We start from the raw sequence: 26,264 nt of genomic DNA on the forward strand, positions 1-26,264 counted from the left end.
CTCCCGATTTTTGCATCGTTCGTGCCGGGAAATGATCAGCTCTCTCCGGCGCGATCGTCTAGCCAGCCATTCTGACCCCTTCAGGAGAACACAGATGTTCAACGGAGCCATCCTCATCGGTGCGAGCGAGCGCCAAGGCGGCGAGCCTTTCTACGCCATCAATCCCGCCACCGGCGAAAAGGGCGACGTCGCCTTCTCCAGCGCCATGCCCGCCGAAGTCGATGAAGCCGCCGCACTGGCCGACGCCGCGTTCGAAAGCTTTTCGACCCTGTCGCCCGACGCGCGCGCGACCTTCATGGAAACCGTTGCCGACAATATCGTCGCCATCGGCGACCTGCTGATCGAAACCGCCATGGCCGAAACCGGCCTGCCGCGCGCCCGTCTGGAAGGCGAGCGTGGCCGCACCGTCGGCCAGCTGCGCCTGTTCGCTTCCTATGTGCGCCTGGGCGACTGGCTTGACGCCACCATCGACAAGGCTCTGCCGGACCGCGCCCCGCTGCCGCGCGCCGACCTGCGCCGCGTCAATCATTCGGTCGGCCCGGTCGCCGTGTTCGGCGCTTCCAACTTCCCGCTCGCCTTCTCGGTCGCGGGTGGTGACACCGCCGCCGCCTTCGCCGCCGGTTCGCCCGTCGTCGTCAAGGGCCACAGCGCTCACCCCGGCACCGGCGAGCTGGTCGCCCGCGCCATTCAGGCGGCCGTCAAGTCGCTGGGCCTGCATGAAGGCGTCTTCTCCTATCTGCCGGGCGCCAACCGTGCGCTGGGGAGTTCGCTGGTCGCCGATCATCGCATCAAGGCTGTCGGCTTCACCGGATCGCGCGGTGGCGGCACGGCGCTGATGAAGATCGCCGCCGAACGCGCAGAGCCGATCCCGGTCTATGCCGAAATGTCTTCGATCAACCCGGTCGTGCTGCTGCCCGGCGTTCTGGCGGCCAAGGCCGAAGCGCTGGGCACCGCCTTCGTCGGTTCGCTGACCATGGGTTCGGGCCAGTTCTGCACCAACCCTGGCCTCGTCATTGCGCTGGACGGTCCGGATCTCGACACCTTCGTCGCTTCGGCCGCCGCCGCCCTGTCGGGCGCCGCGCCGCAGGTGATGCTGACGCCGGGCATCCATGACGCCTATGAAAAGGGCGTCGCCGCTCTGGTCGGTGCCGATGGCGTCACCACCGTCGCCCGCGGTACGGAGCCGGAAGGCTGCAACCGCGGTCAGGCCGCCTTCTTCTCGACCGACAGCGCGACCTTCTCGTCCAACCCCGTGCTGGCCGAAGAAGTCTTTGGTTCGTCGTCCGTTCTGATCCGCTGCTCCAGCATCGAAGAGGTCATCGCGACCATCGCAGGCCTGGAAGGCCAGCTGACCGCGACGCTGCATATCGGTGAAGGCGACGAAGGCGACGCCGCCAAGCTGCTGCCCACCCTTTCCCGGAAGGTTGGGCGCATCCTGACCAACGGCTGGCCCACCGGCGTCGAAGTGACCCACGCCATGGTCCATGGCGGCCCCTTCCCGTCGACTGCCGACGGCCGTTCGACCTCGGTCGGCACGCTGGCGATGATGCGCTTCCTGCGCCCCGTCTGCTATCAGGACGTGCCCGACGCGCTGCTGCCCGCCGCGTTGCAGGACGCCAACCCCTGGGGCCTGACGCGCCGCATGGAAGGCAAGCTGGAAGTGGCGGCCTGATGATCCGGGCAGGTCTCGTCGGCCTCGGCAAGATCGCGCGCGACCAGCACCTGCCCGCGATCGAGAAGATCGACGGCATCGAACTGGTCGCCGTCGCCAGCCGCAACGCGCAGGGCGAAGGGGTGAATAATTACCCCGACCTCGGCGCGATGCTGGCGGGCGAACCCGATCTGGATGCCGTCATCCTCTGCCAGCCGCCGCAGGTCCGCTATCATGCGGCACGGCAGGCGCTGCTGGCGGGCAAGCATGTGTTCCTGGAAAAGCCGCCGGGCGCGACCGTGTCCGAAGTGGAGGCGCTGACGGCGCTGGCAAAGGCACAGGGCGTGACGCTCTATGCGAGCTGGCACAGCCGCTATGCCGCCGCCGTGGCGCAGGCCAGGGCGTGGATCGCGGAACGCAAGGTCGAGCGGATCGACATCCAATGGCGCGAGGATGTGCGCCACTGGCATCCGGGCCAGCCCTGGATCTGGGAAGCGGGTGGTTTCGGCGTGTTCGATCCGGGCATCAACGCCCTGTCGATCCTGACCGAAATCGTCGGCGAGCCGATCACCGTGCTGTCTGCTTCGCTGGAAGTCCCGGCAAACAAGCAGGCGCCGATCGGCGCGACGCTTGAGCTGGCGACGGCGTCGGGCGCGGCGATCAACACAGTGTTCGACTGGCGCCAGACCGGCCCCCAGACCTGGGACATTGCGGTCGACACCGACAAGGGCAGCCTGCTCCTGTCGGAAGGCGGCAATACCCTGCGCCTGGACGGCGAAGTGCAGATGAAGGCGCCGGACGAGGAATATCCGGCCATGTACAGGCGCTTCGTCGGGCTGGTGGCGGACAAGGCGATCGACGCCGACACCGCGCCGCTGCGTCTGGTGGCTGATGCCTTCCTTTGCGGACGGCATTGCCCTACGGCTGCATTTGAGGACTGATATTAAAGGAAGAAGAGGCATGGGGAGCGCGCGCAAGGAAGGACCGTTCGGATCGGACGAGGGCGCGCTCCGCATTCATCAGGCGATCGCCCGCGATCTGGGCACCGCCATATTGACCGGCAAGTATAAACCCGGCGACCTGTTCGAAGGCGAGATCGAAGCATCCGAACGGCTGGGCGTGTCACGCACCGCCTATCGCGAAGCGGTGCGCATCCTGATCGCGCGGGGCATGGTGGAAAGCCGGCCCAAGGCAGGCACCCGCGTCCTGCCGCGCAATCGCTGGAATGTGCTGGACCCCGAAATGCTCGCCTGGATGTTCGCGGGTGAGCCGGACCCGGAATTTATCCGCGACCTGTTCGAACTGCGCGGCGTGATCGAGCCGGCCGCCGCCGAATTCGCCGCGCGCCGCCGCACCGACGATCAACTGGCCACGATGCGCGAAGCGCTGGACGAGATGGGCCGCTATGGCCTGTCGACGCCCGAGGGCCGCGCCGCCGACCAGCGTTTTCATCACGCCATATTGGCCGCGACCCGCAATGATGCGCTATCGGCGCTGGCCAGTTCGGTCGGCGCGGCGGTCAGTTGGACCACCAAGTTCAAGCATCGCAAGAAATTGATGCCGCGCGACCCCCTGCCCGACCATCGCGCCGTGTATCAGGCGATCGCCGCGCGCGACACAGCCGCGGCACGCGCAGCCATGGCCGAGCTGCTGCGGCTGGCGCTGGCCGACATGGACATCGCGATCACCGAACCGGGGGAGTGAATATGCCTACCTCCGGGTTTATCCCAGGATGAAGTCCACGCCCGCCTTCGCGTGAATGCCGGTGCAATCGTAGATGGGCAGCACATTGGCTTTCACATCGACGATCATCTCCAGTTCGGTGCAGGCCAGCACCACCGCCTGCACATCTTCCTTCGCAATGTCGGTCAGTTCCGACTTCATGTAGCGTTCGGAGTCCTTGCTGACCTTGCCCACGGTCAGTTCGTCATAGACGATGCGATCGATCCGGTCGGCCAGTTCCATGTCGGCGGGCAGCAGCGACACGCCATGCGCCACCAGCCGTTGCCGATAGAATTTTTCGGTCATGACGTTGCGCGTGCCGATCAGCGCGGCCTTCTCGATCCCGTCGGCCTGCATCCTGTCACCCACGACTTCGGCGATGTGGATGATGGGAATGCCGATTTCGGCCTGTACCTGATCATAGACGCGATGCATGGAGTTGGCGCAGATGAGGATGCTGCCGGCCCCCGCCTGCTCCAGCCGCCGGGCCGACCCGATGAGTTGCCCCGCTGCGCAATCCCAGTCCTGCTGCGTGGCGCAGCGGGCGACATCGGCGAAATCCAGGCTTTCGATCAGCAGCGGCGCGCTATGCTGGCCGCCCAGCGCGCGATGCACCGCCTTGTTGATGATCTCATAATAGCGGGCGGTGGAGGTCCAGCTGAGACCGCCGATAAGGCCGAGTTTATGCATTATGTCTCCAGGGCGGCCGGGACTGGCCGTCATATCCCATGGGTTAGGGCAGGCCCGGCGCGCGGGGCAAGCCCTCAGATGCGCTGCGCGCCATCTTCCTGCCCCGCAGGACGAACGACAGGCCGGCGACGCCGGCCAGCGCGCCGCCAATCACCATGGCGCTGTTGCCGATCGCCAGCCCCAACAACGCCCCCGCCCAGCCCGCGCCACCGGACAGGATCAGCGCGCCAACGCGTCCGGGCCATATTGCGCCAAGGCAGACAAGCATGCCGATCAGGGCTGCCGCCGCCAGCAGCGTCATTGCGGCCCCATCGCCCTCCAGCCCGAACGCGCCCGGATTGCGCCAGACGGCGCCCGCCGTCGCCACCGCCGCGACGCCCAGCAGTCCCTGGCTGATGCGCAGCAGGATGGGCAACATCCGCCGCGCAGCCCGGCGCACCAGCAACAGCCCCAAACCACCGCCGACGACGATCGCGCCCAGCATTTCCGGTAAGTTCATGACATCATGGCTATAGAGCGCGCCGCCAGAGGCCAGCGCCACGCCCAGCAACGCCACGCGGCCGGCCCGCCGACCCGAACCCCACCGTAACGCCAGCAGCAGGCAAAGGCCGGCCAGTAGGTAAAGAAAGGCGACAAAGGGGGACGGCGCTATCCCGTCGATCCGTGCGCCCAGCAAGGCAGCAAAGCCAGCGGTCAAGAAGGCCGTTCCTCATCGACGGCATGTTCCACCACGCCAAAGGCCAGAACCCCCGCCATGCTGGCGCACAACACAGCCAGCAACGCCAGATAACGCGCCGTCGCGCTGCCGGTTTCGGCAGCGGCGATCAGGGCGCCGGCCAGAACTATGGAGGAAAATCCCGCAATCAGTGCGGGCGCCGGCGGCGAACCCGCCCGGCGAACCATGAACCCGCTAGCCAGACAGGCCAGTAGGAACAGGGGCAGCAATGTCAACGCCCCCGACATCGGCGTCCGGCTGGCGCGCCGCGCATCACTGGGAAATCAGCAACACCACCAGCGCAGCAACGGCGACGCTAGCGATCGTGCCCCATTTGACGAAGCCGATAAAGCCCGAATAGGTCTGTTCCGCAGCCTTCATATTTCCGTTCGAAGCCATATCCTGTCCCCATTTTCAGCGATTATCTCCCCTGTCTTATCGGCAAGACCAGCCCCCCTCAACCCACCACCCAAGAAAATACAGCGCAGTTAAGCGCCCCTTTACTCCCAACGTCTACCATCGGTTTCGGGTTATGAATGAGGGGTTTGAATGACGCGCGACGGCGTACCGATGCTGATGCTGATCGATGATGAGCCGGCGCAACGCCGCCTTGTGTCGGCCCTCGCCGCCCGAGCGGGCTGGCGCACCATCTTTGCGGCGGAGGGCGAAACCGCCATCGCCACGCTTGGTACGCAGGATGGCATGCAGCTGGACGCGATCATCCTGGACCAGTGGAGCCCGGATTATGAGCCATCGGGCCTGATTCGCGAGATTCGCGCACGCCGCCCGGCGCTGCCGATTCTGGTTCTGACCGCGCATAACAATGTCGCCGTCGCCGTGGAGGCGATGCGCGCCGGCGCCACCGACTATCTGTCCAAACCGATCGCGCCCGAACGGTTGCTGGCTGCACTCAACGCCACACTGGCCGACAGCGCAAACACGGGCGAACTGCGCCCGCTGACCGAAAAGATCACCGCGCCCCTGTCCTTCGAGGATGTGGTCGGGTCCGCCCCGCAATTCCGCGCGGCGCTCGCCATCGCGGCAAAGGCGGCGCGCGCGCGCGTGCCCGTGCTGATCGAAGGCGAAAGCGGCGTCGGCAAGGATGTCATCGCCCGCGCCGTCCACGCCGCATCGCCGCGGCACAAACAGCCGATGGTGACGGTCAATTGCGGCGCCATTCCCGCCAATCTGGTCGAATCGGAATTGTTCGGCCATGAACGCGGCGCCTTCACCGGCGCTTTCGACCGGCATGTCGGGAAATTTGCCGCAGCCGACATGGGCACCATCTTCCTTGACGAAGTCAGCGAAATGCCGCTCGACGCGCAGGTAAAATTGCTGCGCGTGTTGCAGGATGGCGAAGTGCAGCCGATCGGCGCGCGCCGCCCGATCCATGTCGATGTCCGCGTCATCGCGGCCACCAACAAGAAGCTGAGCGAGGAAATAGAAGCAGGGCGCTTCCGCGAGGATCTCTATTATCGCCTGAATGTCGTGCAACTGACCGTGCCGCCGCTGCGCGAACGGATGGGCGACATTCCTGCGCTCTGCCGCCATCTGCTCGCCCGCATCGCGACCCAGCCGGGATTGCGCGGCCTGGGCCTGACCGATGATGCGCTGGCCCTGCTGATGCAGCATGGCTGGCCGGGCAATGTCCGCCAGTTGCAGAACGCCCTGTTCCGCGCCGCTGTCTTGTGTGAAGGCGACGCCCTGACGCCGCAGGATTTCCCGCAGATCAGCGCCCAGATCGAAGCGCAGGGCACGCAGAGCGTTCATCCGCTGCGTCCGCGCGTCGTCCCCTCCCCGCACCGCGACGGCGCCGGCATCACTTTGTTCGAAGGCGATGGCCATGTCCGCCAACTGGCCGAGATCGAAGCCGACGTCATCCGCCTTGCCATCGGCCATTATCGCGGCCGCATGACTGAAGTCGCGCGCCGACTGGGGATTGGACGCTCCACCCTCTACCGCAAGCTGGCGGAACTCGGCATCGACAGCGCGGCCTGACCGACCCCGCAGAACCGCATGGTGAAACCATATTGCAAATAGTGGCCCATCCTGTAGCTTGACGCACCTGCGGGCGATCTTTGCCCGCAGCATAAGGTCAGGATCTCAGGGGAGGACAGAAGCATGGCCGACTTGCGGCAGCGCCGGATGGATCACGCGCGACGGCGCCGGGCCTTCGCCAGACCTGTCGCAGCCATAGCCGCTCTTCTCGTCAGCCTGTCTTCGCCGAGCCCTGCTCTGGCTGCGCCCCGCGCCGTCACCCCGCTGGCCGATGGCTGGCGTTTCCTTCAGGGCGACCCTGAAGGCGCGGAATCCCCTACGCTGAACGACCAGGCATGGCGTGTCGTTTCCGTCCCGCATGACTGGGCCATCGCAGGCCCCTTTGACCCCAATGCCAGGGCGGCGGGCGAAAATGGCTTCCTGCCCAGCGGCGTCGCCTGGTATCGCAGGGCCCTGCCCCTGACGCCGCAACCGGGCCGGCGCTATTTCATCGAATTTGACGGCATCATGGAACGCAGCGGCATCTGGGTGAATGGCCACCATATCGGCTATCGTCCGATGGGCTATGTCAGCCAGCGTTACGACCTGACCCGCCACCTGCGCGCGGACGGCCAGAATATCATCGCTGTGCGCGCCGACACATCTGCGGCGCCTTCGTCGCGCTGGTACACCGGCTCTGGCATCTATCGGCATGTCCGACTGATCGAAACCGGCGACGTCCATATTCCCCAGGGCGGCGCCTATGTGCGGACGACCGGCATCGCCGATAATCAGGCCGGAATTGCGGTGTCAACCGATGTCCAGAACAGCAGCGACAAGCCGGTCGACATCCGGATGGAGGTGGCGCTGTTCGATCCGGCCGGACGACAGGTCGCGCAGACCGTCGCTTCAGCGGGCATGATCGAACCCGGCCGGACGATGATCGCGCCGGCCAGCCTCACCCTCCCCCATGCGCAGCGGTGGAATATCGACAAGCCGCTCCTGTACCGGGCCGCCATCCGGCTGCTGACCGCCGATGGCGCCGTGCTTGACGATGAACAGGTCCGCTTCGGCATCCGCGAAGCCCGGTTCGATCCGGCGACCGGATTCTGGCTCAACGGCCGCAATTTCAAGCTGAAGGGCGTGGCGCTCCATCATGATGGCGGCGCCGTGGGGGCGGCCGTTCCCCTCGCCGTCTGGCGCCAGCGCCTGACCGCGCTGAAAGCGCAGGGCGTCAATGCGGTCCGCACCGCCCATAATGTGCCCAGTCCGGAATTTCTGGACCTGACCGACGAACTCGGGCTGGTCGTGATGGACGAACTGTTCGACCAGTGGAATGTCGCCAAGACGCCGGAAGATTATCACCTTTTCTTCGGCGACTGGCACAAGCGCGACACGCTCGACATGGTGCGCCGCGACCGCAACCATCCCAGCATCATCCTCTGGAGCGCGGGCAACGAAATTCACGACACTGCCTATCCGGTCCAGGCCAAGGCCGCGCTGCGCAGCATCCTCGACATCATCCACGCCGCCGACCCGTCCCGCCCCGTGACCATGGCGCTGTTCCGCCCGAACGTGACCAAGGATTATGACAATGGGCTGGCCGACATGCTGGACGTGATCGGGCAAAATTATCGCGAGAATGAACTGATCGCCGCCAATCGACAAAATCCCCGGCGCAGCATCGTCGGCACCGAAAATGCGCATAACCGCGTCAATTGGCTGCCGGTGCGCGACTATGCGCCCTTTTCCGGCATGTTCCTGTGGACCGGGGTGGATTATCTGGGCGAAGCGAACCGATCGGGATGGCCCAATATCCAGAATCCCGCCGGCCTGCTGGACCGCACGGGGCGCCAGAAAATCAGCGGCATGGAACGGGAAAGCTGGTGGTCGGACCGCCCCGTCGTTCATGTCGTCCGCAATGCCGATCCTGCTGCGGCCGGGCCCTCCACCGATGGCGCCGGCGGCCCCAATCAGCCGGTCCTGCCCACCATGATCGCCGTCGCCACGCCCAAGCCCAAAACCGCGCTGTTTGACGACTGGAGCCCGGCCAACCGCAAGCCCCACGAAGAAACCATTGAAGTCTACAGCAATTGCCAGCAGGTCGAGGCGTTTCTGAACGGACGGTCGCTGGGCGTGCTGCCGATCAATCGCGACGCCTCTCCGCGCCGCTGGGCGGTGCAATATGCGCCCGGACAGGTGCGCGCGCTTTGCCGCGATCCGGGCGCTGCGTCCGTATCGGACAGTCTGCAAACCGCCGGCGATCCCGTCCGCATCGATCTGAAGGCGGATGCGTCGTCGGTCGGATCGCGCTTTGACGATCTGGTCTATGTGCGCGCCCGCGTGGTCGATGCGAAAGGGGTCACGGTGCCGTCGGCCACCCATCGACTGCATTTTGCGGTCAGCGGCAAGGGATCGCTGGTCGCGACGGATAACGGATCGTCGGTGGACCACACGCCCTTCCCTTCCTCTGATCGTTCCGCGCAGGACGGGCTGGCCGTCGCGCTGGTAAGAGGAAATGGGTCGGGCCGGATGAGGCTCACCGCCACCGCCCCGGGCCTGAAGGCCGGCTCTGTCGATCTCTCCACGACGCAATGATCATGGCTCTTGCCTGCGCATCGCGTTAGGGGGGAGCCATGAGCGAGTATCTTGACGACCTTGACGACATTCTTCTCACCCAGTTTGACGATGGCATGCTGCTGTCGGAACTGGACGGCTATCTGACCGGGCTGATCGTCAGTCCCGACATCGTTCCCCCGGCCCGCTGGCTCAAGCCCATATGGGGCGATGCGCCGCCACCGTTCGACAATGCCGCATCGCTTCAGCATTTCCTCGACCTGATGATGACGCATCACAACAGGCTGTTGGAAAGCCTGAGCATGCCGGGCGACTATGCGCCGATCCTGGATAGCGATCCGCGCACGGGCGAAGTGCTCTGGGAAATGTGGATGGACGGCTTTGCCGCAGCCATGAAACTGGCGCCGGCCGGCTGGAACCGCATCCGCGCCAGCAACGACGCCGAAGCAAAGGCGGCGCTTGCCGGCATCATCGAACTGGCCACCGCGTCGGCTCGCTCCCCGGCCTTTGGCGAGGAGCAACAGCAACGCCTGGACCAGCGGGCGACGGACCTGCTCCCGATCTGGATCCCGACGCTGCATGCATGGCAACGCAGCAATCAGCAGGACAAGCCGCTGGCCGGTAAGGCCAAAGTCGGCCGGAACGATCCCTGCCCTTGCGGATCGGGCGAGAAATACAAGAAATGCTGCGCCATGGCGTGAATGAGCAGGCAAGCCCCGATAACGGCCTCGCCCCTCCACCACCAAAGCCTTTCAAAACAAGGCTGGAAAGCGCGCAAAGCCACCATGGCCTGCCGGCTCGAACATATTGATCGAGCCGGAGCCTTATGGTCCGCTTCTGACATTCGGTCCCGCTTGAAGCAATGCCGCACACGAATGTCAGAATTTGTTCGGACCACTAGAAATATTTGATTCTAGTGGATTTTATGATTTTGACATTTGCAGGCCCATCCCAGCCGCCAGGGAATGCAAATGTCAAAATCAATCCACTGGATCGTGATCCGTTCGTCCTGAATCGGCTCACGATCTATTTTTCTTTTGTTTTCTGCATTTTCCGAGCCAGCGCATGATGCCGTCTGCTTCGAAAATGCCCTAGATTAAAATGCAGCGGTCAACGAGGCCATCACGGTTCCATCCGAGATGGATCCGACCCCATCCTGTCCCTTGCTAAAATTGGGTTGCAGCCGCGCAGCTTCGCGGTGGGAAATGTCGGTGTCCACATAAGAGATGTTGAATGTCAGGTTACGCCAGTTCGTATCCACCCCCATCGACCAGTCCCAATATTCACCGGTGGGCGCGACGCTGGTGCCGTTCGGCCCGAGGCCGGGATTGCCGTTCGAGTAGCCGATATGCGCCTTGGCCGTGAACGGGGTGCCGGCGATTCCCATTGCGCCATCGCCCCACAGATACAGATTATCCTGCTTCTGACTGCGGCTGTCGGGGTGATTGGAGACGTTGGCCAGCGCATATTGCTTGGGCGCATAGGCAGCGCCAGCCGTCAATGAGAGCGGTCCGGTCGTTCCGCTAAGCTTGACGTAAGGCTCGGCGAAATCGGTATCGTCGGCACCGCTGGGATACATGTACCAGGTAAGGCCGACGTCCAGCGTTGCGTTGTCCGTTAACGGAAACTTGTACCCTGCGATGAGATCAAGTTCCATGTTGGCGCCGCCAAACGTACCCCAGCCCGACAGGTTCGAGGCCCAGGTCCCGACATAAAGCCCGCTTTCATGCGTTACGGTCAGGCCGCCCTGGACCGCCATGCCCTTGTCGGTTTGCGAAACGCCGCGGAAGCGATAGTCGGATGCCAGGGTTGCCGAACCCGAAACCGTCACCGGAGACGTTTCCTCCTGCGCAAATGCTGCGACGGGAACGAAGCCGAACATGAACATCGGCGCGACAAAAATGAATTTCATGATGCCCTCTTGGAAAACTCCGGGCCGCTCGGCGCGGCCCGGCGAGGAGGGGCAATTAGGCCGGATCGACATTTAATATCGAGAGGAGCTCAAGGACGATCGCATTGTATTTTCGTTATTTTCTGTCGGTTACAGCTGTGTTTGTCCAAAGGTGCCTCCGTCCGCATCAAGCCGCGACGCGCGTTGGCGAATCAGCACGCTTCCTGGCGCCCACGGCGCTGCCCTTCACCCGCTGCATCGGCAGGGAATGGCATTTCTTGCGGAAGTAAACGATCTCCAGCAAAGTCGGCCATATTTCCAGCGAAGAGCGGATGAGGCCGACCTCGTCATCCACCATCCGGCTGACATTCTGCTGGAAGAAATCCGGCTCGAAATCATAGAAGGTCCGCTTCAGGTTCGAAGCGAACAGGGCCAGCGCCTGCTTGCGCTCTTCCGATCGCGCCATCGACTGCGCACCCAGCACCTTATCGTGCAGGGACTGGGCACCATGCAGTATTTCCTGGCTGTCTTCCAGCGTCACCGCCCCTTCATAATCGAACGCGATGCTGACATCGTCGACTTTGCGCAGCGTCGAGCGGATTTTCTTTTTCAGCAAAGTGCAGATCGCTTCGTTGAACAGTTCCGAAGCCAGCGGCTCGCGCATGTAATTATTCTTGATGTGGGTCTGCGCGGAATCGACATGCGCGGCTGCGATACCGGGCTGCTGGACCCACAGTCGATAGATATAGTCTTCGAACCGCAGACGCGTAGGGAAGAAGGGCGGCAGGCCAGTGCTATTGTCATACCCGGCCACCCCGCAGTCCATGCGCCAGTTGCGGGTCGTGACGCAGGGCCGGAAGTTCACCAGCACATACAGGTCATTAAGCGCCTCGGCATCGGTTCGCGCATGATCCTCCAGGAACATATCGATATAATCGGCCGCATCGATGTCATTGGTGCCGGTACGGAAGGTCTGCGCCATCTTGACGATGGCGCCCTTCGACAGCTTGCCCTCCTGCATGAACAGGGAGTTTTCGCGAGCCAGGCCCAATGACGTGTTCGACTCCAGGTCCATCGACGTATCGAGCAGCATCTCGCCTCGTTCGTAATTGGGCGGCGCATCGCACACCGGCTTGCCCAATATGTCCCGGAAGGACTGGAGGATGTCGTAGGATTTGCGGGTATGGCCGTTGGCGCCGCGCGGGATAAGCTTGCCACGGCTGATCTCGTCATCGGCCAGCGATTCCGGGCTGTCCTCGATCAGGCCATAGGGCCGCATGTCATCATCCGCGCTGACCATCAGGTCGCCCAGCGTATACATCAGCGTGAAATTGCGGTTGCCGCCATAGCTGGGCCTGAAGAGGTTCCGGACCAGAACGTCCAGTTTCCGGTCGCGCAGACGCCGGCAGATGTAGGAGATGAACTGCTCCTTCTCCGCTGGCCCGACATAAAAGAGGTCGTTGTGGGTCTTCACCCGTTCCAGCGCGCCGAAATATTTATCGTGGTTGGCGAGCGAACTGTCGTCGAAGACGAAGATCGGCGCTGTCCGCCCACTGCGCCGGAAATTATCGTCATAGGCTTCCACCGTTTCGCCCACGTCCCGAAGGCGGTAGGTGGGGATGACGAACTGGAGGTCTTTCTCCGTCATGGGATGCGTCTCTGCTTTCCTGGTTGGCAATGCCTCCCTGAGCGGTTTTCATCATGGACATGACTGGCTCCAGATCACGCACAACCGGCATCGGCATGCGGGTAGCCCAGCGGTCCGACACCGTAACCGGCTTCCACAGCCCGGCGCCCACGAACGTCAGAAGCAGGCCAGCGCCTGCGCTGGCGAACATGGCGGCGGCAAGCAGGCATTGGGAAGGAGACGCTTCCGCAGACGGATTGACCGCAATCATCTTCTGCAACCAGACGCATTCCATCCAGGCAGACGCCAAAAACCCTATGCCGACGCCCCTGAGGCCGATCCGCGCGCCCAATTTCTCATGCCATGCGACCATGACGAACACCTCTTCAGAAGAGGCGCTTCAAATACGCATCACCGCATAGGAACTCGAGAGGAGGAAGTGGCCCTTCACGTTGAGATTGCATAGGAATTGCCATATTTTTGCGGCTTCCCGGCGAAATCATATGCAATTCATATGCGAACGGCCAAAAGCTCATATGGAAACAAAATGCGGCTTTGTGCGATGGCGGGTTCTCAACAAAGCGAGCAGGGACATTGATAACCGACCAACCGAGCGAAACACCCGGCCATGATGCCGGATCGCACGGAAAGCTGCCTGTGTTCGCGTTGGGGGCGCTGGGCGTCGTGTTCGGCGACATCGGCACGTCCCCCATTTATGCGCTGAAGGAAAGCTTCGTCGGCCATCATCCGCTGGCGGTGGATGCCGATCATATATTCGGCGTACTCTCGCTCATCTTCTGGACGATGACGCTGCTCGTCACGCTCAAATATGTGTTCATCGTCATGCGCGCCGATAACAAGGGCGAAGGCGGCAGCATGGCGCTGCTGGCGCTCATTTCGCGTAAACTGGGCGAGACAAGGTGGACGCCGGCCGTCGCGATGCTGGGCGTATTGGCGACCGCCCTATTTTACGGCGATGCCATCATCACGCCGGCCATGTCGGTGCTGTCCGCCGTGGAGGGGCTGACGGTCGTGAACAGCGGGTTCGAAGCCTATGTCCTGCCGATCGCCACGATCATCCTCATTGGCCTGTTCCTGATCCAGAAGCATGGAACGGCCAGGGTCGGCCTCCTCTTCGGCCCGATCATGGCGATCTATTTTCTGGTGCTGGCCGTGTTGGGCGTGATCAACCTCCTCAACCATCCGACGATCATTGGGATCATCAACCCCTATTGGGCCGTGCATTTCTTCCTGATCGATCCCAGGCTTGCCTTTCTGGCGCTGGGATCGGTGGTGCTGGCGGTGACGGGGGCCGAGGCGCTCTATGCCGATATGGGCCATTTCGGGCGAAAGGCGATCAGCATCTCCTGGCTGTATGCGGCCTTTCCGTGCCTGCTGCTCAACTATATGGGACAAGGTGCGTTGCTGCTCGACAATCCAGCGGCGGCGGCCAATCCCTTCTTCCTGCTTGCGCCGGAATGGGCGCGCCTGCCGCTGGTGATCCTCGCCACCATGGCGACGGTGATCGCCAGCCAGGCCGTGATCTCGGGGGCCTTCTCGGTCACGCAGCAGGCGGTGCAACTGGGCTTCCTGCCCCGCATCCGCATCGCCCATACCAGTGCATCGGCGGCCGGCCAGATCTATGTGCCGCTGGTCAACTGGGCGCTGCTGGCTTTCGTGTTGCTGCTGGTAATCGGCTTCCAGTCATCGAGCAACCTCGCTGCCGCCTATGGCATCGCAGTTACTGGCACGATGGTCATCACATCCTGCATGATGGGCGTGCTGACCTTCAGTGTCTGGCGCTGGAATCCGCTGCTCGCCGGTGCGACGACCGGGATGTTCCTGCTGATCGACGGCGCCTATTTCGCGTCGAACGCCACCAAGATTCCCGATGGCGGCTGGTTCCCGCTGCTGGTCGCGGCCGTGACCTTCGTGGCGCTCACCACCTGGTCGAAGGGCCGCGCCATCATGCACCATTATATGAACGAGGGCGCGATGGAGGTGCCCTTGTTCATCCAGTCCATATCCCATTCGCTCAAGCGCGTGCCCGGAACGGCGATCTTTCTGTCATCGCGAGTCGAAGGCCTGCCGCCGGCGCTGCTGCACAATGTAAAGCATAACAAGATATTGCATGAGCGGATCATCATCCTGACGATATTGACCGAGGGCGTACCCCATCTGCCGCTTGTCGGCCGCAGCGATGTCACGGACTGGGGCGAAGGCTTTTATCGCCTTGTCTGGCGCCATGGCTTCATGGAGGATGTGGATGTGCCTGCCGCCATGAAGACGGTGAAAGACTGTGGCGGCCCGATCAACGTCAGCGACACCAGCTATTTCCTCAGCCGCCAGACGCTGATCGCGTCCGAGCGACCCGGCATGGCGATCTGGCGCGAGAAGCTGTTCGCCTGGATGATGCGCAACGCCGAAACGCCGATGGAGTTCTTCAAGCTGCCGACCAACCGGGTGGTGGAACTCGGATCTCAGGTCGAGATCTAAACCACTATTCAAGCCACGTGATGAGCAACGCAGCCACATTGATGGCAGCGACCATATACATTGTCAGCTTGCCTGCGCCCTGCGCGCCAAGCCAGTCCACGAACCGCGTGCGAACGGCTCGTTTGCGGTTCTTTTGCGCATAGGAGGATCGGTCGAGCACTGCCGATGCGTAGCGGAGGGCCGCATTGGAATTCGAGATGACGCGGCAGCAAAAAGCATAGTATTTTCGCTATTCGCTGCGCTGCATATGAAAATTCTTACGCAGGACCGCACCTCCTCGTCTCGAAATCAAATGCCGGGTTGCGTTAAGTCCGGCTCATGACTTTTCGCCAGACCATGATCGCTATCGCGATCCGGACGGCCGGTGCCGTCATGATCGTCATCGCCTGCCTGCTCGGCCGTGCGCAACATGACATCAAGTCGCACTCCCTGCCTGACGTTCCTGGAGTTGCCGAATGGCTCATCACCATCGGTTCCGTCACCGGCCTGTGCATCGGCGCCCTGATCCTGCTGTCGGGCGCGCGGCTATTTACTCGCCACTAGAGCATTTTCGAAGCAGATGGCATCATCTGCTGGATCGGAAAATGCGGAAAACAAAAGAGAAATAGAGCATGATCCGATTCAGTACGAACGGATTATGCTCTAGGGGCGAACTCCTCGGTCTCGCCTTCGACGTTGAAGCGCAGACGATAGCCGATACCCAGTTCATTGCCGATAATCCGTGGCCGCTGGGGATCGGTTTCCAGCTTCTGGCGGAGGGTGCGGACCAGCACGCGCAGATATTCGACATGATGTTCGTGCTCATTGGGCCAGACATGCGTCATGATCTGCTCATGTGTGATGACCCGGCCCGGAAATTTCGCGAGTTGCGCCAGCACCGCATATTCCTTGGGCGTCAGATGCACTTCCTTGCCGGCCTTGAGCACGATGCGGGCGATGAGGTCGATCTCCACATCGCCGGCCCGCACCAGCGCCATGCCGCCATCCTTGGTCATCCGGTTGCGCAGCGCCACGCGCACGCGCGCCAGCAACTCCTCGGTGTCGAAGGGCTTGGTGAGGTAATCGTCCGCCCCCAGATCCAGCGCGGCGACCTTCTGATCGGTGGCGTCGCGTGCTGACACGATGATCAATGTCGTATCCGACTGCTGCTTGAACAGCGGCACCAGTTCCAGACCGTCGCGGTCAGGCAGACCCAGGTCCAGCAGGCTGATGTCGGGACGCTCCTGCTTCAGTTTTTCCAGCGCCTCTCGCGCATTTTCCGCTTCGACCGTGGCATAGTCGGCACGCGTCAATGCGGCCTGGATCAGCTTGCGAATGTGTGGTTCGTCATCGACGATCAGCACCTTGTGGCGCACTTTCATAGTATATCCTCTTGGGGAAGCTCGGTGATGATCAGCGCCTGCGGGATGGTGATGGTGAAACAGGCGCCGAACGGCTCATGATTGTTGGTTGCCGACACGCTCAGGCCCATCGCTTCAGCGAAGCCCTTGACGATGGCAAGGCCAAGGCCGGTGCCATGCTTGACCCGGTCGGACCCCTCCAGCCGCGTAAAGGTGTCGAACACCCTGCTCTCAGCGCCCGATGGAATGCCGGGGCCTTCGTCCAGCACGGACAAGGTGATCGCATCGGGCAAGCGCCGCCCACGCACGACGACGGGCGTGCCGGGATCACCATAGCGCCCGGCATTGTCGAGCAGATTGATGAGGCAATGATGCAGCAGGGTCGGGTCTATCCGGACCAGTGGAATATCAGGCAGGATGTCGACCTTGACCGCATGTCCGATCAAGGATTGGCGCGTGTCGTGGACGGCGCCGGCCACCGCGTCGAACAGGTCGGTCGGCTCGACCTTGAGTGGCAGGGCGCCTGCCTCGACGCGCGCCATGTCGAGCAGATTCGCGACAAAGCGATTGAGGCGCTGGGCTTCCGCATCGACCGTATCGAGAAGGTCCGAGGGTTGCTGCCGCTTCAACTCATGCATGGCGGAAATAATGGTGGTAAGCGGCGTGCGCAGATCGTGGCTGACCGACGAAAGCAGCGCTGAACGCAGCCGATCGCGCTCGCGTATCTGGCGCGCGTCCAGCATCTCCTCCTCCAGCGCCATGCGATCGAAGGCTATGGACGCCTGATCGAGCAGGCTCATCAGCAGCGGGATCTGGTCCGAGCGGAGCGGTGCGCCGGCATCCTCCCGCGCCAGCCCCAGAACGCCCAACACGCCGCGCGTCGTACGCAGGGGATGGAACAGCCAGTCGGAGGCCGTCAGCGTCGATGAACCGCGCCCGGCAGGCTGCTCATTGTCCATCGCCCATTGCGCGGCGGCCTTCTCGATCTGCTCCATGCGGTCCTCCGGCGGAAAGGCCGCACGCAATTCGGGACCGTCGCGGGACGGCAGCAGCAGCACGGTGCGAACCGACAACAGGCGCGACACTTCGGCGCAAATGGCCTGCATCAACTCTTCCTGACTGGCCGATGCGGTCAACTGGCGGGAAAAGCCGGCCAACGCGGCATTCTGGCGCGCGCTCGACTGGGCGAGGTCCGCCTGTGCCCGGACGCGCGCTGCGAACTGACTGGTGACGATCGCGACGCCCAGCAACACAAGAATGCTGATGACATTTTCGGGATTGTTGACGGTCAATGTGCCGGTGGGCGGCAGGAAGAAGAAATTATAGGCCAGGCTGGACAGCAGGCCCGAAAAGAGCCCCGCGCGCAGGCCGAAGCTGGCTGCCGCGAACATCACCGGGATCAGGTAGAGCAGCGCGATATTGCCAAGGTCAATGATTTCGATCAGCAGGCGGCCAAGCGCGGTCATCCCGACGATCATCAGGGTCGACCAGACATAGTCGATCGGCTTGCCCCAGCCCTGCCCGATCATCTTGGTCATGCTGCGCGGGCTGCGGGCCGGATCATCGCCGGGCAGGACATGGACGGCGACGTCGCCGATCTCCCGCACCAGCTTGTCGACCACGGATCCATGACGCAGTTCAAACCACCAGGGCCGGGTCGATTTGCCGATCACAATCTGGGTGGCGCGCGCGTCATCGGCATAGTGGCGCAACCCCTCCAGCACCGATGGCGCAGGGATGGTCGCCGTCGTAGCGCCAAGTCGAGAAGCAAGCGCCATGGTGTCGGCCAGTTGCTCTCTTTCCTGCGGCGTGAAGGCCAGCGTGCGTTGCGTCTCGATATGCACCGCAGCCCATGGCGCCTTGAGCGCATCGGCCAGACGTTTGGCTGCGCGCACAAGCCCCTGCGCGCTGGGCACTTCGCTGATCGCAACCAGAATGCGTTCGCCCGCCGCAAAGCTGCCCGCCAGTGCATGCGCGCGGACATAGTCCAGCATTTGCGCATCGACGGCCTGCGCCGCGCGGCGCAGCGCCATCTCGCGCAGTGCGGTAAGGTTGGATTTGGAGAAGAAATGGCTGAGCGCCCGCGTCGCTTCCTGCGGGATATAGACCTTGCCCTCCTTGAGGCGCTCGATCAGTTCGTCCGGCGGAATATCCACCACCTCGATCTCGGCCATTTCCAGGATGGAATCTGGCACAGTCTCGCGCACCCGGACGCGCGTGAAGGATGCGACGACGTCGTTCAGGCTCTCCACATGCTGGATATTGACGGTGGAATAAACGTCGATCCCGGCGTCGAGCAGTTCCTCGACATCCTGATAGCGTTTGGGGTGACGACTGCCGGCGGCGTTGGTGTGGGCCAGTTCGTCCACCAGCACCAGGGCAGGCCGACGCTCCAATATCGCATCAATATCCATCTCGCCCAGCCGATGGCCCATATGATCGATGCTGCGCCGCGCGATGATCTCATGACCGACCAGCAGCGCTTCTGTCTCCTTGCGGCCGTGGGTCTCGACGACGCCGACGACGACGTCGATCCCGGCCTTGCGACGCTGCATGCCGTCGGTCAGCATCTCGTAGGTTTTGCCGACGCCCGGTGCAGCACCCAGGAATATTTTGAGGCGACCACGGCCTTCCTGCGCCGCCTGGCGCAGGAAGGCTTCGGGATCGCGGCGATCAGGGTCGTTCATCGCGAAATGGTAGCGCCGATCCGGTCCAGACGTCGATTGATTTCCAACACATTGACGCGCGGTTCGCCAAGGATGCCCAACAGTGGCTGTTCGATGCCGGCGTCAACCAGCGCACGAATCTTGGTGGCTTCGATGCCGCGCACCCGCGCAATCCGCTCCACCTGATAATAGGCGGCTTGGGGGCTGATGTCGGGATCAAGGCCCGAACCCGATGCCGTCACGAGATCGACAGGGATCGGCTTGCCCGCATTGGCCTTGTTCAGCGTTTCGCTGTCCGCCTTCACACGATCGACCAACGCCTGGCTCGTGGGGCCGAGGTTAGAGCCGGAGGACGCAAGACCATTATAGCCATCGCCTGCCGCCGAGGGGCGGGAACTAAAATAGCGGTCGGACGAGAAGCCTTGTCCGATCAGCGCCGATCCAACGACCTTGCCATCCTGTTCGACCAGACTGCCATTGGCTTGGCTGGGAAAGATTGCCTGTCCGATGCCGGTTAGAGCGAGCGGATAAGCAAAGCCCAGCAGGATGGCGAAGAGGATCGTCATGACCAGTGCCGGCCGGAGTGATGTCACTATGTCCTTGTTCATATTCTTGTTCCTCAGGCTAGACCAAGGGCGCCCACGGCCAGATCGATGAGCTTTATGCCAACGAAGGGCGCGATCAGGCCGCCCAGACCATAGATGGCGAGGTTGCGTGCCAGCAGCGGGCCGGCGCCGATGGGGCGATAGGTGACACCCTTCAGAGCCAGCGGCACCAAGAAGGGTATGATGAGCGCGTTGAAGATGATCGCGGACAGGATCGCGCTTTCCGGCGTGGCGAGACCCATGACGTTGAGTACACCCAGCCCCGGATAGAGCACGACGAACATCGCCGGAATGATTGCAAAATATTTGGCGACATCGTTCGCGACCGAGAAGGTGGTGAGCGCGCCGCGCGTCATCAGCAACTGCTTGCCCAGACCAACGACCTCGATCAGCTTGGTCGGATCGCTGTCCAGATCGACCATGTTGCCCGCTTCGCGCGCCGCCTGCGTGCCAGTGTTCATGGCAACGCCGACATCGGCCTGCGCCAGCGCCGGCGCGTCATTGGTGCCATCCCCGCACATGGCGACCAGGCGACCGCCCTCCTGCTCCTTGCGGATCAGGGCGAGCTTGTCCTCCGGCGTAGCCTGGGCAAGGAAGTCATCCACACCCGCCTCTGCGGCAATGGAAGCGGCAGTCAAAGGATTGTCGCCAGTGATCATCACCGTGCGGATGCCCATCTGCCGGAGTTCGCCGAACCGCTCGCGGATGCCGGCCTTGACGATGTCCTTGAGGAAGATGCAGCCCAGCAATTCGCCATCCTTCGCCACGGCCAGCGGCGTGCCGCCCGCGCGCGCGATCTCGTCGCTGATGCGGCGCAACTCCGTCGCGGCGGCTGTCTTCGCCGCATCGGGATAAGCGCGCAGGATGGAGTCCACCGCCCCTTTCTGAATGGTCGAGCCGCCAAAGCTGATGCCGGACACGCGGGTTTGCGCGGTGAAGGGAATGATCTCCGCTCCATCGGGCAGCACGCTGGTCGTCTGGCCGAACTTCTCGCGCGCCAGCACGACGATCGAGCGACCTTCGGGCGTCTCGTCGGCGAGACTGGCGAGCAGAGCGGCTTCGGCAAGGCTCGTCTGCGACGCGCCACCGACCGGACGGAACTCCGTAGCCTGACGATCGCCGACCGTGATCGTGCCGGTCTTGTCCAGCAGCAGCACGTCGATGTCGCCTGCGGCCTCGACAGCGCGGCCGGATTTGGCCAGCACGTTGAAGCGCACCAGACGGTCCATGCCGGCAATGCCGATCGCCGACAGCAGTGCCGCAATGGTCGTCGGGATCAGGGTGATGAGCAGCGCGGCGAGGATCGCCACCGGAATGGAGCCACCGGCATAGCTGGCAAAGCCCGGAATCGTGCCGACCGCGATCAGGAAAATGATGGTCAAACCTACCAGCAGCAGCGTCAGCGCGATTTCGTTCGGCGTCTTCTGCCGCTCGGCGCCTTCGACCAGCGCGATCATGCGGTCGAGGAAGCCCTGCCCCGGATTGACCGTCACGCGCACCCGGATCTCGTCAGAGATGACGCGGGTGCCAGCCGTCACGGCGGAGCGGTCGCCGCCCGCCTCACGGATGACCGGCGCAGATTCGCCGGTGATGGCCGCTTCATTGACGGACGCAACGCCCGATACGACCTCACCATCGGCAGGGATGAGATCGCCGGTCTCAACCAGCACGACGTCACCCAGCTTCAATGCGCTGGCTGGAACATTCTCATGCGCGCGCGCCTCACCTTTGGCGTCCCCTTTCAGACGCTTGGCGGTCAGTTCCGCCTTGGTCGCACGCAGCGAGGCGGCCTGCGCCTTGCCGCGCCCTTCGGCGATAGCTTCTGCAAAGGTGCCGAACAGCACCGTCAGCCAGAGCCAGATGACCAGTTGGAGCTTGAAGCCCACGGCCAGACCGTCCTGCCCAACAGCGAGCAGGATGGTGAGGAGAACCGCCACGACGGCAGTGGTGAACATCACCGGATTACGGATCAGTTCCTTGGGATTGAGTTTGCGAAATGCGTCACCGATCGCAGGTACGATCAGGTCGGCGGTAAAGAGCGATTTGGACGCTGTGCGTGCCATATTTTTGCTCCGATATGTTTGTTGGTCGGATCGCTGGGGCGAAAAACCGGCGCCCACTTTTCGCGCGATCCTCCGTTAGAAAGTCTGGCCGTTGATCATCGCGACATGATCGGCGATGGGGCCAAGGGCGAGGCTGGGCAGGAAGGTCAGGCCGCCTATGATCAGGACGATGCCAACCAGCAGTCCGGTCCACAGCGGACCAGTCGTCGGGAAGCTGCCCGCCGTTTCCGGTGTGTATTTCTTCGCGGCAAGGCCACCGGCAATCGCCAGCATCGGTACGATGACGCAGAAGCGACCAATCCACATCGCGACGCCCAGCATCCCGTTATAGAAGGGCGTGCCCGACGTCAGGCCAGCGAAAGCCGACCCGTTGTTGCCGACAGCGCTGGTGAAACCGTAGAGAATTTCACTGAAGCCATGCGGCCCCTTGTTGAGCGGTCCGGCAAGGCCCACGTCCAGCACCGAAGCGATGGCGGTGCCCCCCAGGATGATGAGCGGCAACACGGCGATCGCAAGGACAGCGAGTTTGACCTCCCGGCTTTCGATCTTCTTGCCGACATATTCGGGCGTCCGGCCAACCATCAGGCCCGCGACGAACACGGCCAGAATGGCGAACAGCAGGAAGCCATATATGCCTGCGCCCACGCCGCCGATCACGACTTCGCCCAGTTGAATGTTGAGCAGCGGGATCATGCCGCCCAGCGCGGTGAAGCTGTCATGCATCGCATTGACGGCGCCGCAAGAGGCCGCCGTGGTCACAACCGAGAAGAGCGCCGAAGCGGCGATGCCGAAGCGGACTTCCTTGCCCTCCATATTGCTCCCGGCAATGCCGAGATTGTGGAGGATCGGGTTGCCGGCTGCTTCCTGCCAGTAAACGACGGTCACACCGACAAGGAAGATCGTCATCATCGCGGCCAGGATCGCCCAGCCCTGACGGACATTGCCGACGGCCTTGCCGAAGGTGTAGGTGAGGCCCACGCCGATCAGGAAGATCGAGAGCATCTGCACCAGATTGGTGAGCGCCGACGGATTTTCGAACGGATGCGCGCTGTTGGCGTTGAAGAAGCCGCCACCGTTGGTGCCGAGCATCTTGATGGCTTCCTGGCTCGCGACCGGACCCAGCGCGAGCGTCTGCTTCACGCCTTCTAAGGTGGTCACATCGACCGACGCGGCAAGGGTCTGCGGCACGCCGCTGGCGATCAGATAGATCGCATAGACGATGCTGATCGGCAGCAGCAGATAGAGGGTGACGCGCGTCACGTCCGCCCAAAAATTGCCGATGCCACTGGCTTCGCGCCGGGCAAAGCCGCGGAACAGGGCGAACGCCAGCGCGATGCCGGTCGCGGCCGACAGGAAGTTGTGGATGGTCAGCGCCAGCATCTGGCTGAGGTTGCTCATCGCCGCCTCGCCCGAATACCATTGCCAGTTGGTGTTGGTGGTGAAGCTGACGGCGGTATTGAACGCGCCGTCGGCGCCGATGCCCGCATAGCCAAGGCCATTGAGCGGCAGCACGCCCTGCAAGCGCAGCACGATATAAGTGAACAGCAACAGCGCCGCGTTGAAGATCAGCATGTGCACCGCATAGCGGCGCCAGCCCTGTTCCTCGCTCGGATCGATGCCGGCGAGCTTGTAGAAGCCGCTCTCGATCGGACCGAACACCGTGTGCAACGGCGTGCGGCGCCCTTCATAGAGCGCGAAGAGCCACAAGCCCATGGGCTTGGTCAGCGCCAGCAGAATGCCAACAAAGGCCAGGATCAATATCCATCCCTGGAATGTCATGAGTGTCGCCTCCCGATCAGAAGCGTTCGGGGCGTGCAAGCACGGCCACCAGATACAGAAGAAGGCCGATCGCAGTGATCGCGGCCAGCCATAGGTCGATGGTCATGGTCTTACCCCCTATGCATTGTCGCACAGGGCCGCGTAGCCCAGTGTCGCGGCCAGCAGGCCAAGGGTGAGGCCGATCCAGAGGATGTCCTGCATGAAAAATCTCCCGCACGGCGTCGGGGTCGCAGGAAGCGCGGCACCGAGTCATGTGCAGCGTTTCAACTAGGGCAGAGCGGCATTTGAATTCGAGAGCGGGAAAATAACGAACGCATAGTATTTGCATATGATCGGCATAATTTTGCGGCGAAGGTCGCTCTTACGGGGCGTTTGGACGCAGCTTTCCGGTCGCACGGCCGGCGCGGCATTCGAAAAACGCTAAGCTTATCGCGCTTTCCCGATCTGGAGCAAAAATGCCAAGGGCGGACAGGTCGCCATATTCCCGCAATGCGTCACGGCGGGATTGCAGGAAGGCTTTTGGGTCAGTTGAATTTGGCTGGCGAGATATGCATCCAGATCAGCCACCCGAATGAGCCAGACACTCCCCAGCCTTGACCCAAGCGGAGAATCCCGTCCCACACCCGACCCACTGCATACCCACGTGGATCAGCCCAAAAGCCCATAAACCAGGCAACCTCACGGCCATAAGCCGAAAGGCACTTTCGCAAGGGATTTCAGGGATTTCCTACTGAAGGACTGGTGCCGCTTACGTGAAGGTCATCCTGATTTTCGGGGCTGTTTTCGTCGTCCATGGGTGTTTTCTCCAATGATATCAGTGATGGCAGTTCGAGTGCGCTTACGGTCATCGAACATGTGACCCGAACACGATCCGGCTCCATCATCCCGGCACCAGCGTCGACCAGCATCATCTCCTTCATCGCCACTTCAACGATCGGTCAGATGATGGTCGTCACGCTGTCGGCGATCATAGTCGGGAGCATGGACATGATAGCGGCAGTCGCCTGATGCCTGATGCCGAGCCAGATGATCCCATGTCGATGATGGTCGGGATCGTGGCTGTCGAAGGTCAGGCCGCGAGAGCGCGGTAGACCGAGGCGCGCGCGATCTTGAGGTTTTTGGCGATGGCGGTCGGCCCCATGCCTTGTTGATGAAGTTCGCGAACCCGGACCGGGTCGATCGAGGGCGGCCGACCTTTATAGATGCCCTTGGCCTTGGCGGCTTCGATACCCCGGCGCTGGCGGGCTTTGATGAAGTGTTTCTCGATCGAGCCGACCATGCCGAACAGCGTCAGCAGGACCTCGCCCATAAAGTCCGATCCGTCGAACACGATCTGGGGATCATGGATGCGGAGCACCGCCTTGCGCTCGACGATGCGCTTGCCGACGGTGAGGAGATCGGCGGTGTCGCGCCCAATTCTGTCTGGATGAAGTGAAATGACCTCGTCGCCGGGTTCAAGGAGCTTCAGGAGGCTGTCGAGCCCATCGCGGCCAACGAGGGTCGCTCCATTGCCGATATCGCTGAACACGACCATCGCGCCCAGTTCCTCCAGCTTCATGCGCTGGCTGGCGAGGTCCTGCCCCTGATCGGAAGAAATCCGTGCATACCCAAACTTCCTGCCCATATGGCCTCCATCGTCTCGTTTGGGTTTTAGACCTGCCATCGTCGACCGTCTGAAAATCCAAAACCCACCCGGTTGCGACGGGAATATTGGATCATCGTCTGACCAGTTGGTGGTTACCCATCGGGGACAGATTCTCACTTCCTGAAAATCGGTCAAGCACTTCATTTACTTCGATAAAATTACAGTCCAGGCTTATGGCTGAGTGACAATGATGGAAGATCGAGGATGGACCTCTACGATCCGCGTGCAGGCGACCTCCGACGCGGTGACTATGTGGTCCGCGAAGATGGCTGTCATGATCATCCGCTTGTGGGGGGAGTGCTTTTTGTCCGCTCAAAGGTCCGCTTCATCGACAGCGACCGCGATTGGGCGGAGTGGTGGAACCTGAGCGAAGGCTATCCCTCAACGCTCGGGCCAAAGCTCGGCGCACCATTTTTCCTCCGTCGAGCATTACCGAATGAAGTCGAACAACCGATGTCAGCCGAGGTGATCGAGCGCGGGGAGATTGTCGGGGTCCGGGCGGGCGACAAAGTCGTGCGGCAGATGATCAATGGCGACCAGATGAGGCAGTATCTCGGCGAGGTGGTCCACGTCCGGGCACGCCTGCGATATCTCAACGTCGCCTACCCCCATCACGACTGGGTCGACACAGTCACCCTGGCTCCTCTGGCTCCCCACTATGACGGCGAGCGGCTCGATCGGGCAACAAAAGACGATCTCCAGCGCTTCGGCCTGTCGTGATCAGACGCCGCTTCGATCGGGCTGACTCCAATCCATCGACACTGGTTCTGGAGTGGAAATTCCGAGATCGTTGAAGTGGGGGAAATGCTCGACTGCATCG

General features: G+C 62.6%; 23 protein-coding genes. 10 read left to right on the forward strand and 13 right to left on the reverse strand.

The window, feature by feature from the left end; translation table 11 throughout:
• Nucleotides 1-94 precede the first annotated feature (94 nt).
• The 3 genes from ACFOKF_RS13245 to ACFOKF_RS13255 are packed head-to-tail and all read left to right on the forward strand — an operon-like array spanning nucleotide 95 to nucleotide 3,355.
• Nucleotides 95-1,672 carry an aldehyde dehydrogenase (NADP(+)) gene (locus tag ACFOKF_RS13245; protein WP_380796163.1) on the forward strand — a complete coding sequence of 526 codons (1,578 nt, stop codon included), beginning with the start codon at nucleotides 95-97 and terminating at the stop codon, nucleotides 1,670-1,672.
• Nucleotides 1,669-2,592, forward strand: coding sequence for a Gfo/Idh/MocA family protein (locus tag ACFOKF_RS13250; protein ID WP_380797803.1), 924 nt, complete (start codon nucleotides 1,669-1,671; stop codon nucleotides 2,590-2,592). The genes ACFOKF_RS13245 and ACFOKF_RS13250 overlap by 4 nt, the downstream gene beginning before the upstream one ends.
• A gap of 19 nt (nucleotides 2,593-2,611) precedes the next feature.
• Nucleotides 2,612-3,355 (forward strand): FadR/GntR family transcriptional regulator, encoded by a 744-nt coding sequence (locus ACFOKF_RS13255; RefSeq protein ID WP_380796164.1) that lies wholly within the window; start codon nucleotides 2,612-2,614, stop codon nucleotides 3,353-3,355.
• Nucleotides 3,356-3,373: 18 nt separating this feature from the next.
• Here the strand turns inward: ACFOKF_RS13255 and ACFOKF_RS13260 are convergent, their stop codons facing one another.
• Genes ACFOKF_RS13260 through ACFOKF_RS13275 form a run of 4 tightly spaced genes read right to left on the reverse strand, consistent with a single transcriptional unit; the run spans nucleotide 3,374 to nucleotide 5,177 of the window.
• Entirely contained in the window at nucleotides 3,374-4,063 is a 690-nt protein-coding gene (locus ACFOKF_RS13260; RefSeq protein ID WP_380796165.1) for an aspartate/glutamate racemase family protein, read from the reverse strand.
• A gap of 43 nt (nucleotides 4,064-4,106) precedes the next feature.
• Nucleotides 4,107-4,760, reverse strand: coding sequence for a hypothetical protein (locus tag ACFOKF_RS13265; RefSeq protein WP_380796167.1), 654 nt, complete (start codon nucleotides 4,758-4,760; stop codon nucleotides 4,107-4,109).
• The gene (locus ACFOKF_RS13270) at nucleotides 4,757-5,026 is read right to left on the reverse strand and encodes an NAD(P) transhydrogenase subunit alpha (RefSeq protein ID WP_380796169.1); all 270 of its coding nucleotides are present in this window, start codon (nucleotides 5,024-5,026) and stop codon (nucleotides 4,757-4,759) included. Before ACFOKF_RS13270 ends, ACFOKF_RS13265 begins: the two co-directional genes overlap by 4 nt.
• A gap of 25 nt (nucleotides 5,027-5,051) precedes the next feature.
• Nucleotides 5,052-5,177, reverse strand: coding sequence for an aa3-type cytochrome c oxidase subunit IV (locus ACFOKF_RS13275; protein ID WP_380796170.1), 126 nt, complete (start codon nucleotides 5,175-5,177; stop codon nucleotides 5,052-5,054).
• Between the two features lie 150 nt (nucleotides 5,178-5,327).
• On the opposite strand from ACFOKF_RS13275, the gene ACFOKF_RS13280 reads away from it, so the two are divergent.
• The 3 genes from ACFOKF_RS13280 to ACFOKF_RS13290 all read left to right on the forward strand — a co-directional run bounded on the left by ACFOKF_RS13280 (nucleotide 5,328) and on the right by ACFOKF_RS13290 (nucleotide 10,033).
• Entirely contained in the window at nucleotides 5,328-6,776 is a 1,449-nt protein-coding gene (locus ACFOKF_RS13280; protein WP_380796172.1) for a sigma-54-dependent transcriptional regulator, read from the forward strand.
• A 123-nt stretch (nucleotides 6,777-6,899) separates the two neighbouring features.
• Nucleotides 6,900-9,353 (forward strand): glycoside hydrolase family 2 TIM barrel-domain containing protein, encoded by a 2,454-nt coding sequence (locus ACFOKF_RS13285; protein ID WP_380796174.1) that lies wholly within the window; start codon nucleotides 6,900-6,902, stop codon nucleotides 9,351-9,353.
• Nucleotides 9,354-9,391: 38 nt separating this feature from the next.
• Entirely contained in the window at nucleotides 9,392-10,033 is a 642-nt protein-coding gene (locus ACFOKF_RS13290) for a UPF0149 family protein (protein ID WP_380796176.1), read from the forward strand.
• A gap of 395 nt (nucleotides 10,034-10,428) precedes the next feature.
• Here ACFOKF_RS13290 and ACFOKF_RS13295 read toward each other — a convergent pair whose 3' ends face one another.
• Both ACFOKF_RS13295 and ACFOKF_RS13300 read right to left on the reverse strand, forming a co-directional pair.
• The gene (locus tag ACFOKF_RS13295) at nucleotides 10,429-11,244 is read right to left on the reverse strand and encodes a TorF family putative porin (protein WP_380796177.1); all 816 of its coding nucleotides are present in this window, start codon (nucleotides 11,242-11,244) and stop codon (nucleotides 10,429-10,431) included.
• 166 nt (nucleotides 11,245-11,410) lie between these two features.
• A complete protein-coding gene (locus tag ACFOKF_RS13300) occupies nucleotides 11,411-12,871 on the reverse strand; it encodes a hypothetical protein (protein ID WP_380796179.1) in 1,461 nt (486 codons plus the stop codon).
• A 630-nt stretch (nucleotides 12,872-13,501) separates the two neighbouring features.
• Between ACFOKF_RS13300 and ACFOKF_RS13305 the strand changes: the two genes are divergently transcribed.
• Both ACFOKF_RS13305 and ACFOKF_RS13310 read left to right on the forward strand, forming a co-directional pair.
• Nucleotides 13,502-15,346 (forward strand): potassium transporter Kup, encoded by a 1,845-nt coding sequence (locus ACFOKF_RS13305; protein WP_380797804.1) that lies wholly within the window; start codon nucleotides 13,502-13,504, stop codon nucleotides 15,344-15,346.
• A gap of 318 nt (nucleotides 15,347-15,664) precedes the next feature.
• Nucleotides 15,665-15,889 (forward strand): hypothetical protein, encoded by a 225-nt coding sequence (locus ACFOKF_RS13310; RefSeq protein WP_380796181.1) that lies wholly within the window; start codon nucleotides 15,665-15,667, stop codon nucleotides 15,887-15,889.
• A 92-nt stretch (nucleotides 15,890-15,981) separates the two neighbouring features.
• Here ACFOKF_RS13310 and ACFOKF_RS13315 read toward each other — a convergent pair whose 3' ends face one another.
• The 6 genes from ACFOKF_RS13315 to ACFOKF_RS13340 form a co-directional block, all read right to left on the reverse strand.
• Nucleotides 15,982-16,707 carry a response regulator gene (locus tag ACFOKF_RS13315; RefSeq protein ID WP_380796182.1) on the reverse strand — a complete coding sequence of 242 codons (726 nt, stop codon included), beginning with the start codon at nucleotides 16,705-16,707 and terminating at the stop codon, nucleotides 15,982-15,984.
• Nucleotides 16,704-19,373 carry a DUF4118 domain-containing protein gene (locus tag ACFOKF_RS13320; protein ID WP_380796183.1) on the reverse strand — a complete coding sequence of 890 codons (2,670 nt, stop codon included), beginning with the start codon at nucleotides 19,371-19,373 and terminating at the stop codon, nucleotides 16,704-16,706. The genes ACFOKF_RS13315 and ACFOKF_RS13320 overlap by 4 nt, the downstream gene beginning before the upstream one ends.
• Nucleotides 19,370-19,960, reverse strand: coding sequence for a potassium-transporting ATPase subunit KdpC (kdpC, locus tag ACFOKF_RS13325; RefSeq protein ID WP_380796184.1), 591 nt, complete (start codon nucleotides 19,958-19,960; stop codon nucleotides 19,370-19,372). Before kdpC ends, ACFOKF_RS13320 begins: the two co-directional genes overlap by 4 nt.
• An 11-nt stretch (nucleotides 19,961-19,971) precedes the next feature.
• Nucleotides 19,972-22,020, reverse strand: coding sequence for a potassium-transporting ATPase subunit KdpB (gene kdpB / locus ACFOKF_RS13330; protein ID WP_380796185.1), 2,049 nt, complete (start codon nucleotides 22,018-22,020; stop codon nucleotides 19,972-19,974).
• A 75-nt stretch (nucleotides 22,021-22,095) separates the two neighbouring features.
• The gene (gene kdpA, locus ACFOKF_RS13335) at nucleotides 22,096-23,799 is read right to left on the reverse strand and encodes a potassium-transporting ATPase subunit KdpA (RefSeq protein ID WP_380796186.1); all 1,704 of its coding nucleotides are present in this window, start codon (nucleotides 23,797-23,799) and stop codon (nucleotides 22,096-22,098) included.
• 16 nt (nucleotides 23,800-23,815) lie between these two features.
• Nucleotides 23,816-23,905: a potassium-transporting ATPase subunit F gene (locus tag ACFOKF_RS13340; RefSeq protein ID WP_380796187.1), complete on the reverse strand. Its 90-nt coding sequence runs from the start codon at nucleotides 23,903-23,905 to the stop codon at nucleotides 23,816-23,818.
• Between the two features lie 686 nt (nucleotides 23,906-24,591).
• On the opposite strand from ACFOKF_RS13340, the gene ACFOKF_RS13345 reads away from it, so the two are divergent.
• Nucleotides 24,592-24,807 carry a hypothetical protein gene (locus tag ACFOKF_RS13345; protein ID WP_380796188.1) on the forward strand — a complete coding sequence of 72 codons (216 nt, stop codon included), beginning with the start codon at nucleotides 24,592-24,594 and terminating at the stop codon, nucleotides 24,805-24,807.
• A 61-nt stretch (nucleotides 24,808-24,868) separates the two neighbouring features.
• On the opposite strand, the gene ACFOKF_RS13350 is transcribed toward ACFOKF_RS13345, so the two are convergent.
• Nucleotides 24,869-25,423, reverse strand: a complete 555-nt coding sequence (locus ACFOKF_RS13350; RefSeq protein WP_380796190.1) for a recombinase family protein — start codon at nucleotides 25,421-25,423, stop codon at nucleotides 24,869-24,871.
• A 225-nt stretch (nucleotides 25,424-25,648) separates the two neighbouring features.
• On the opposite strand from ACFOKF_RS13350, the gene ACFOKF_RS13355 reads away from it, so the two are divergent.
• Nucleotides 25,649-26,164: a hypothetical protein gene (locus tag ACFOKF_RS13355; RefSeq protein WP_380796192.1), complete on the forward strand. Its 516-nt coding sequence runs from the start codon at nucleotides 25,649-25,651 to the stop codon at nucleotides 26,162-26,164.
• Nucleotides 26,165-26,264: the final 100 nt, after the last annotated feature.

The organism is Sphingobium rhizovicinum (genome assembly GCF_042647625.1).
Classification (GTDB): Bacteria; Pseudomonadota; Alphaproteobacteria; order Sphingomonadales; family Sphingomonadaceae; genus Sphingobium; species Sphingobium rhizovicinum.

Bases quoted from the DNA above. Each gene is read 5' to 3' on its own strand.
- ACFOKF_RS13245 (WP_380796163.1), top strand. From the start codon at position 95: ATGTTCAACGGAGCCATCCTCATCGGTGCGAGCGAGCGCCAAGGCGGC.
- ACFOKF_RS13255 (WP_380796164.1), top strand. From the start codon at position 2,612: ATGGGGAGCGCGCGCAAGGAAGGACCGTTCGGATCGGACGAGGGCGCG.
- ACFOKF_RS13260 (WP_380796165.1), bottom strand. From the start codon at position 4,063: ATGCATAAACTCGGCCTTATCGGCGGTCTCAGCTGGACCTCCACCGCC.
- ACFOKF_RS13270 (WP_380796169.1), bottom strand. From the start codon at position 5,026: ATGTCGGGGGCGTTGACATTGCTGCCCCTGTTCCTACTGGCCTGTCTG.
- ACFOKF_RS13275 (WP_380796170.1), bottom strand. From the start codon at position 5,177: ATGGCTTCGAACGGAAATATGAAGGCTGCGGAACAGACCTATTCGGGC.
- ACFOKF_RS13280 (WP_380796172.1), top strand. From the start codon at position 5,328: ATGACGCGCGACGGCGTACCGATGCTGATGCTGATCGATGATGAGCCG.
- ACFOKF_RS13285 (WP_380796174.1), top strand. From the start codon at position 6,900: ATGGCCGACTTGCGGCAGCGCCGGATGGATCACGCGCGACGGCGCCGG.
- ACFOKF_RS13290 (WP_380796176.1), top strand. From the start codon at position 9,392: ATGAGCGAGTATCTTGACGACCTTGACGACATTCTTCTCACCCAGTTT.
- ACFOKF_RS13295 (WP_380796177.1), bottom strand. From the start codon at position 11,244: ATGAAATTCATTTTTGTCGCGCCGATGTTCATGTTCGGCTTCGTTCCC.
- ACFOKF_RS13300 (WP_380796179.1), bottom strand. From the start codon at position 12,871: ATGACGGAGAAAGACCTCCAGTTCGTCATCCCCACCTACCGCCTTCGG.
- ACFOKF_RS13310 (WP_380796181.1), top strand. From the start codon at position 15,665: ATGACTTTTCGCCAGACCATGATCGCTATCGCGATCCGGACGGCCGGT.
- ACFOKF_RS13315 (WP_380796182.1), bottom strand. From the start codon at position 16,707: ATGAAAGTGCGCCACAAGGTGCTGATCGTCGATGACGAACCACACATT.
- ACFOKF_RS13320 (WP_380796183.1), bottom strand. From the start codon at position 19,373: ATGAACGACCCTGATCGCCGCGATCCCGAAGCCTTCCTGCGCCAGGCG.
- kdpC (WP_380796184.1), bottom strand. From the start codon at position 19,960: ATGAACAAGGACATAGTGACATCACTCCGGCCGGCACTGGTCATGACG.
- kdpB (WP_380796185.1), bottom strand. From the start codon at position 22,020: ATGGCACGCACAGCGTCCAAATCGCTCTTTACCGCCGACCTGATCGTA.
- kdpA (WP_380796186.1), bottom strand. From the start codon at position 23,799: ATGACATTCCAGGGATGGATATTGATCCTGGCCTTTGTTGGCATTCTG.
- ACFOKF_RS13340 (WP_380796187.1), bottom strand. From the start codon at position 23,905: ATGACCATCGACCTATGGCTGGCCGCGATCACTGCGATCGGCCTTCTT.
- ACFOKF_RS13345 (WP_380796188.1), top strand. From the start codon at position 24,592: ATGGGTGTTTTCTCCAATGATATCAGTGATGGCAGTTCGAGTGCGCTT.
- ACFOKF_RS13350 (WP_380796190.1), bottom strand. From the start codon at position 25,423: ATGGGCAGGAAGTTTGGGTATGCACGGATTTCTTCCGATCAGGGGCAG.
- ACFOKF_RS13355 (WP_380796192.1), top strand. From the start codon at position 25,649: ATGGACCTCTACGATCCGCGTGCAGGCGACCTCCGACGCGGTGACTAT.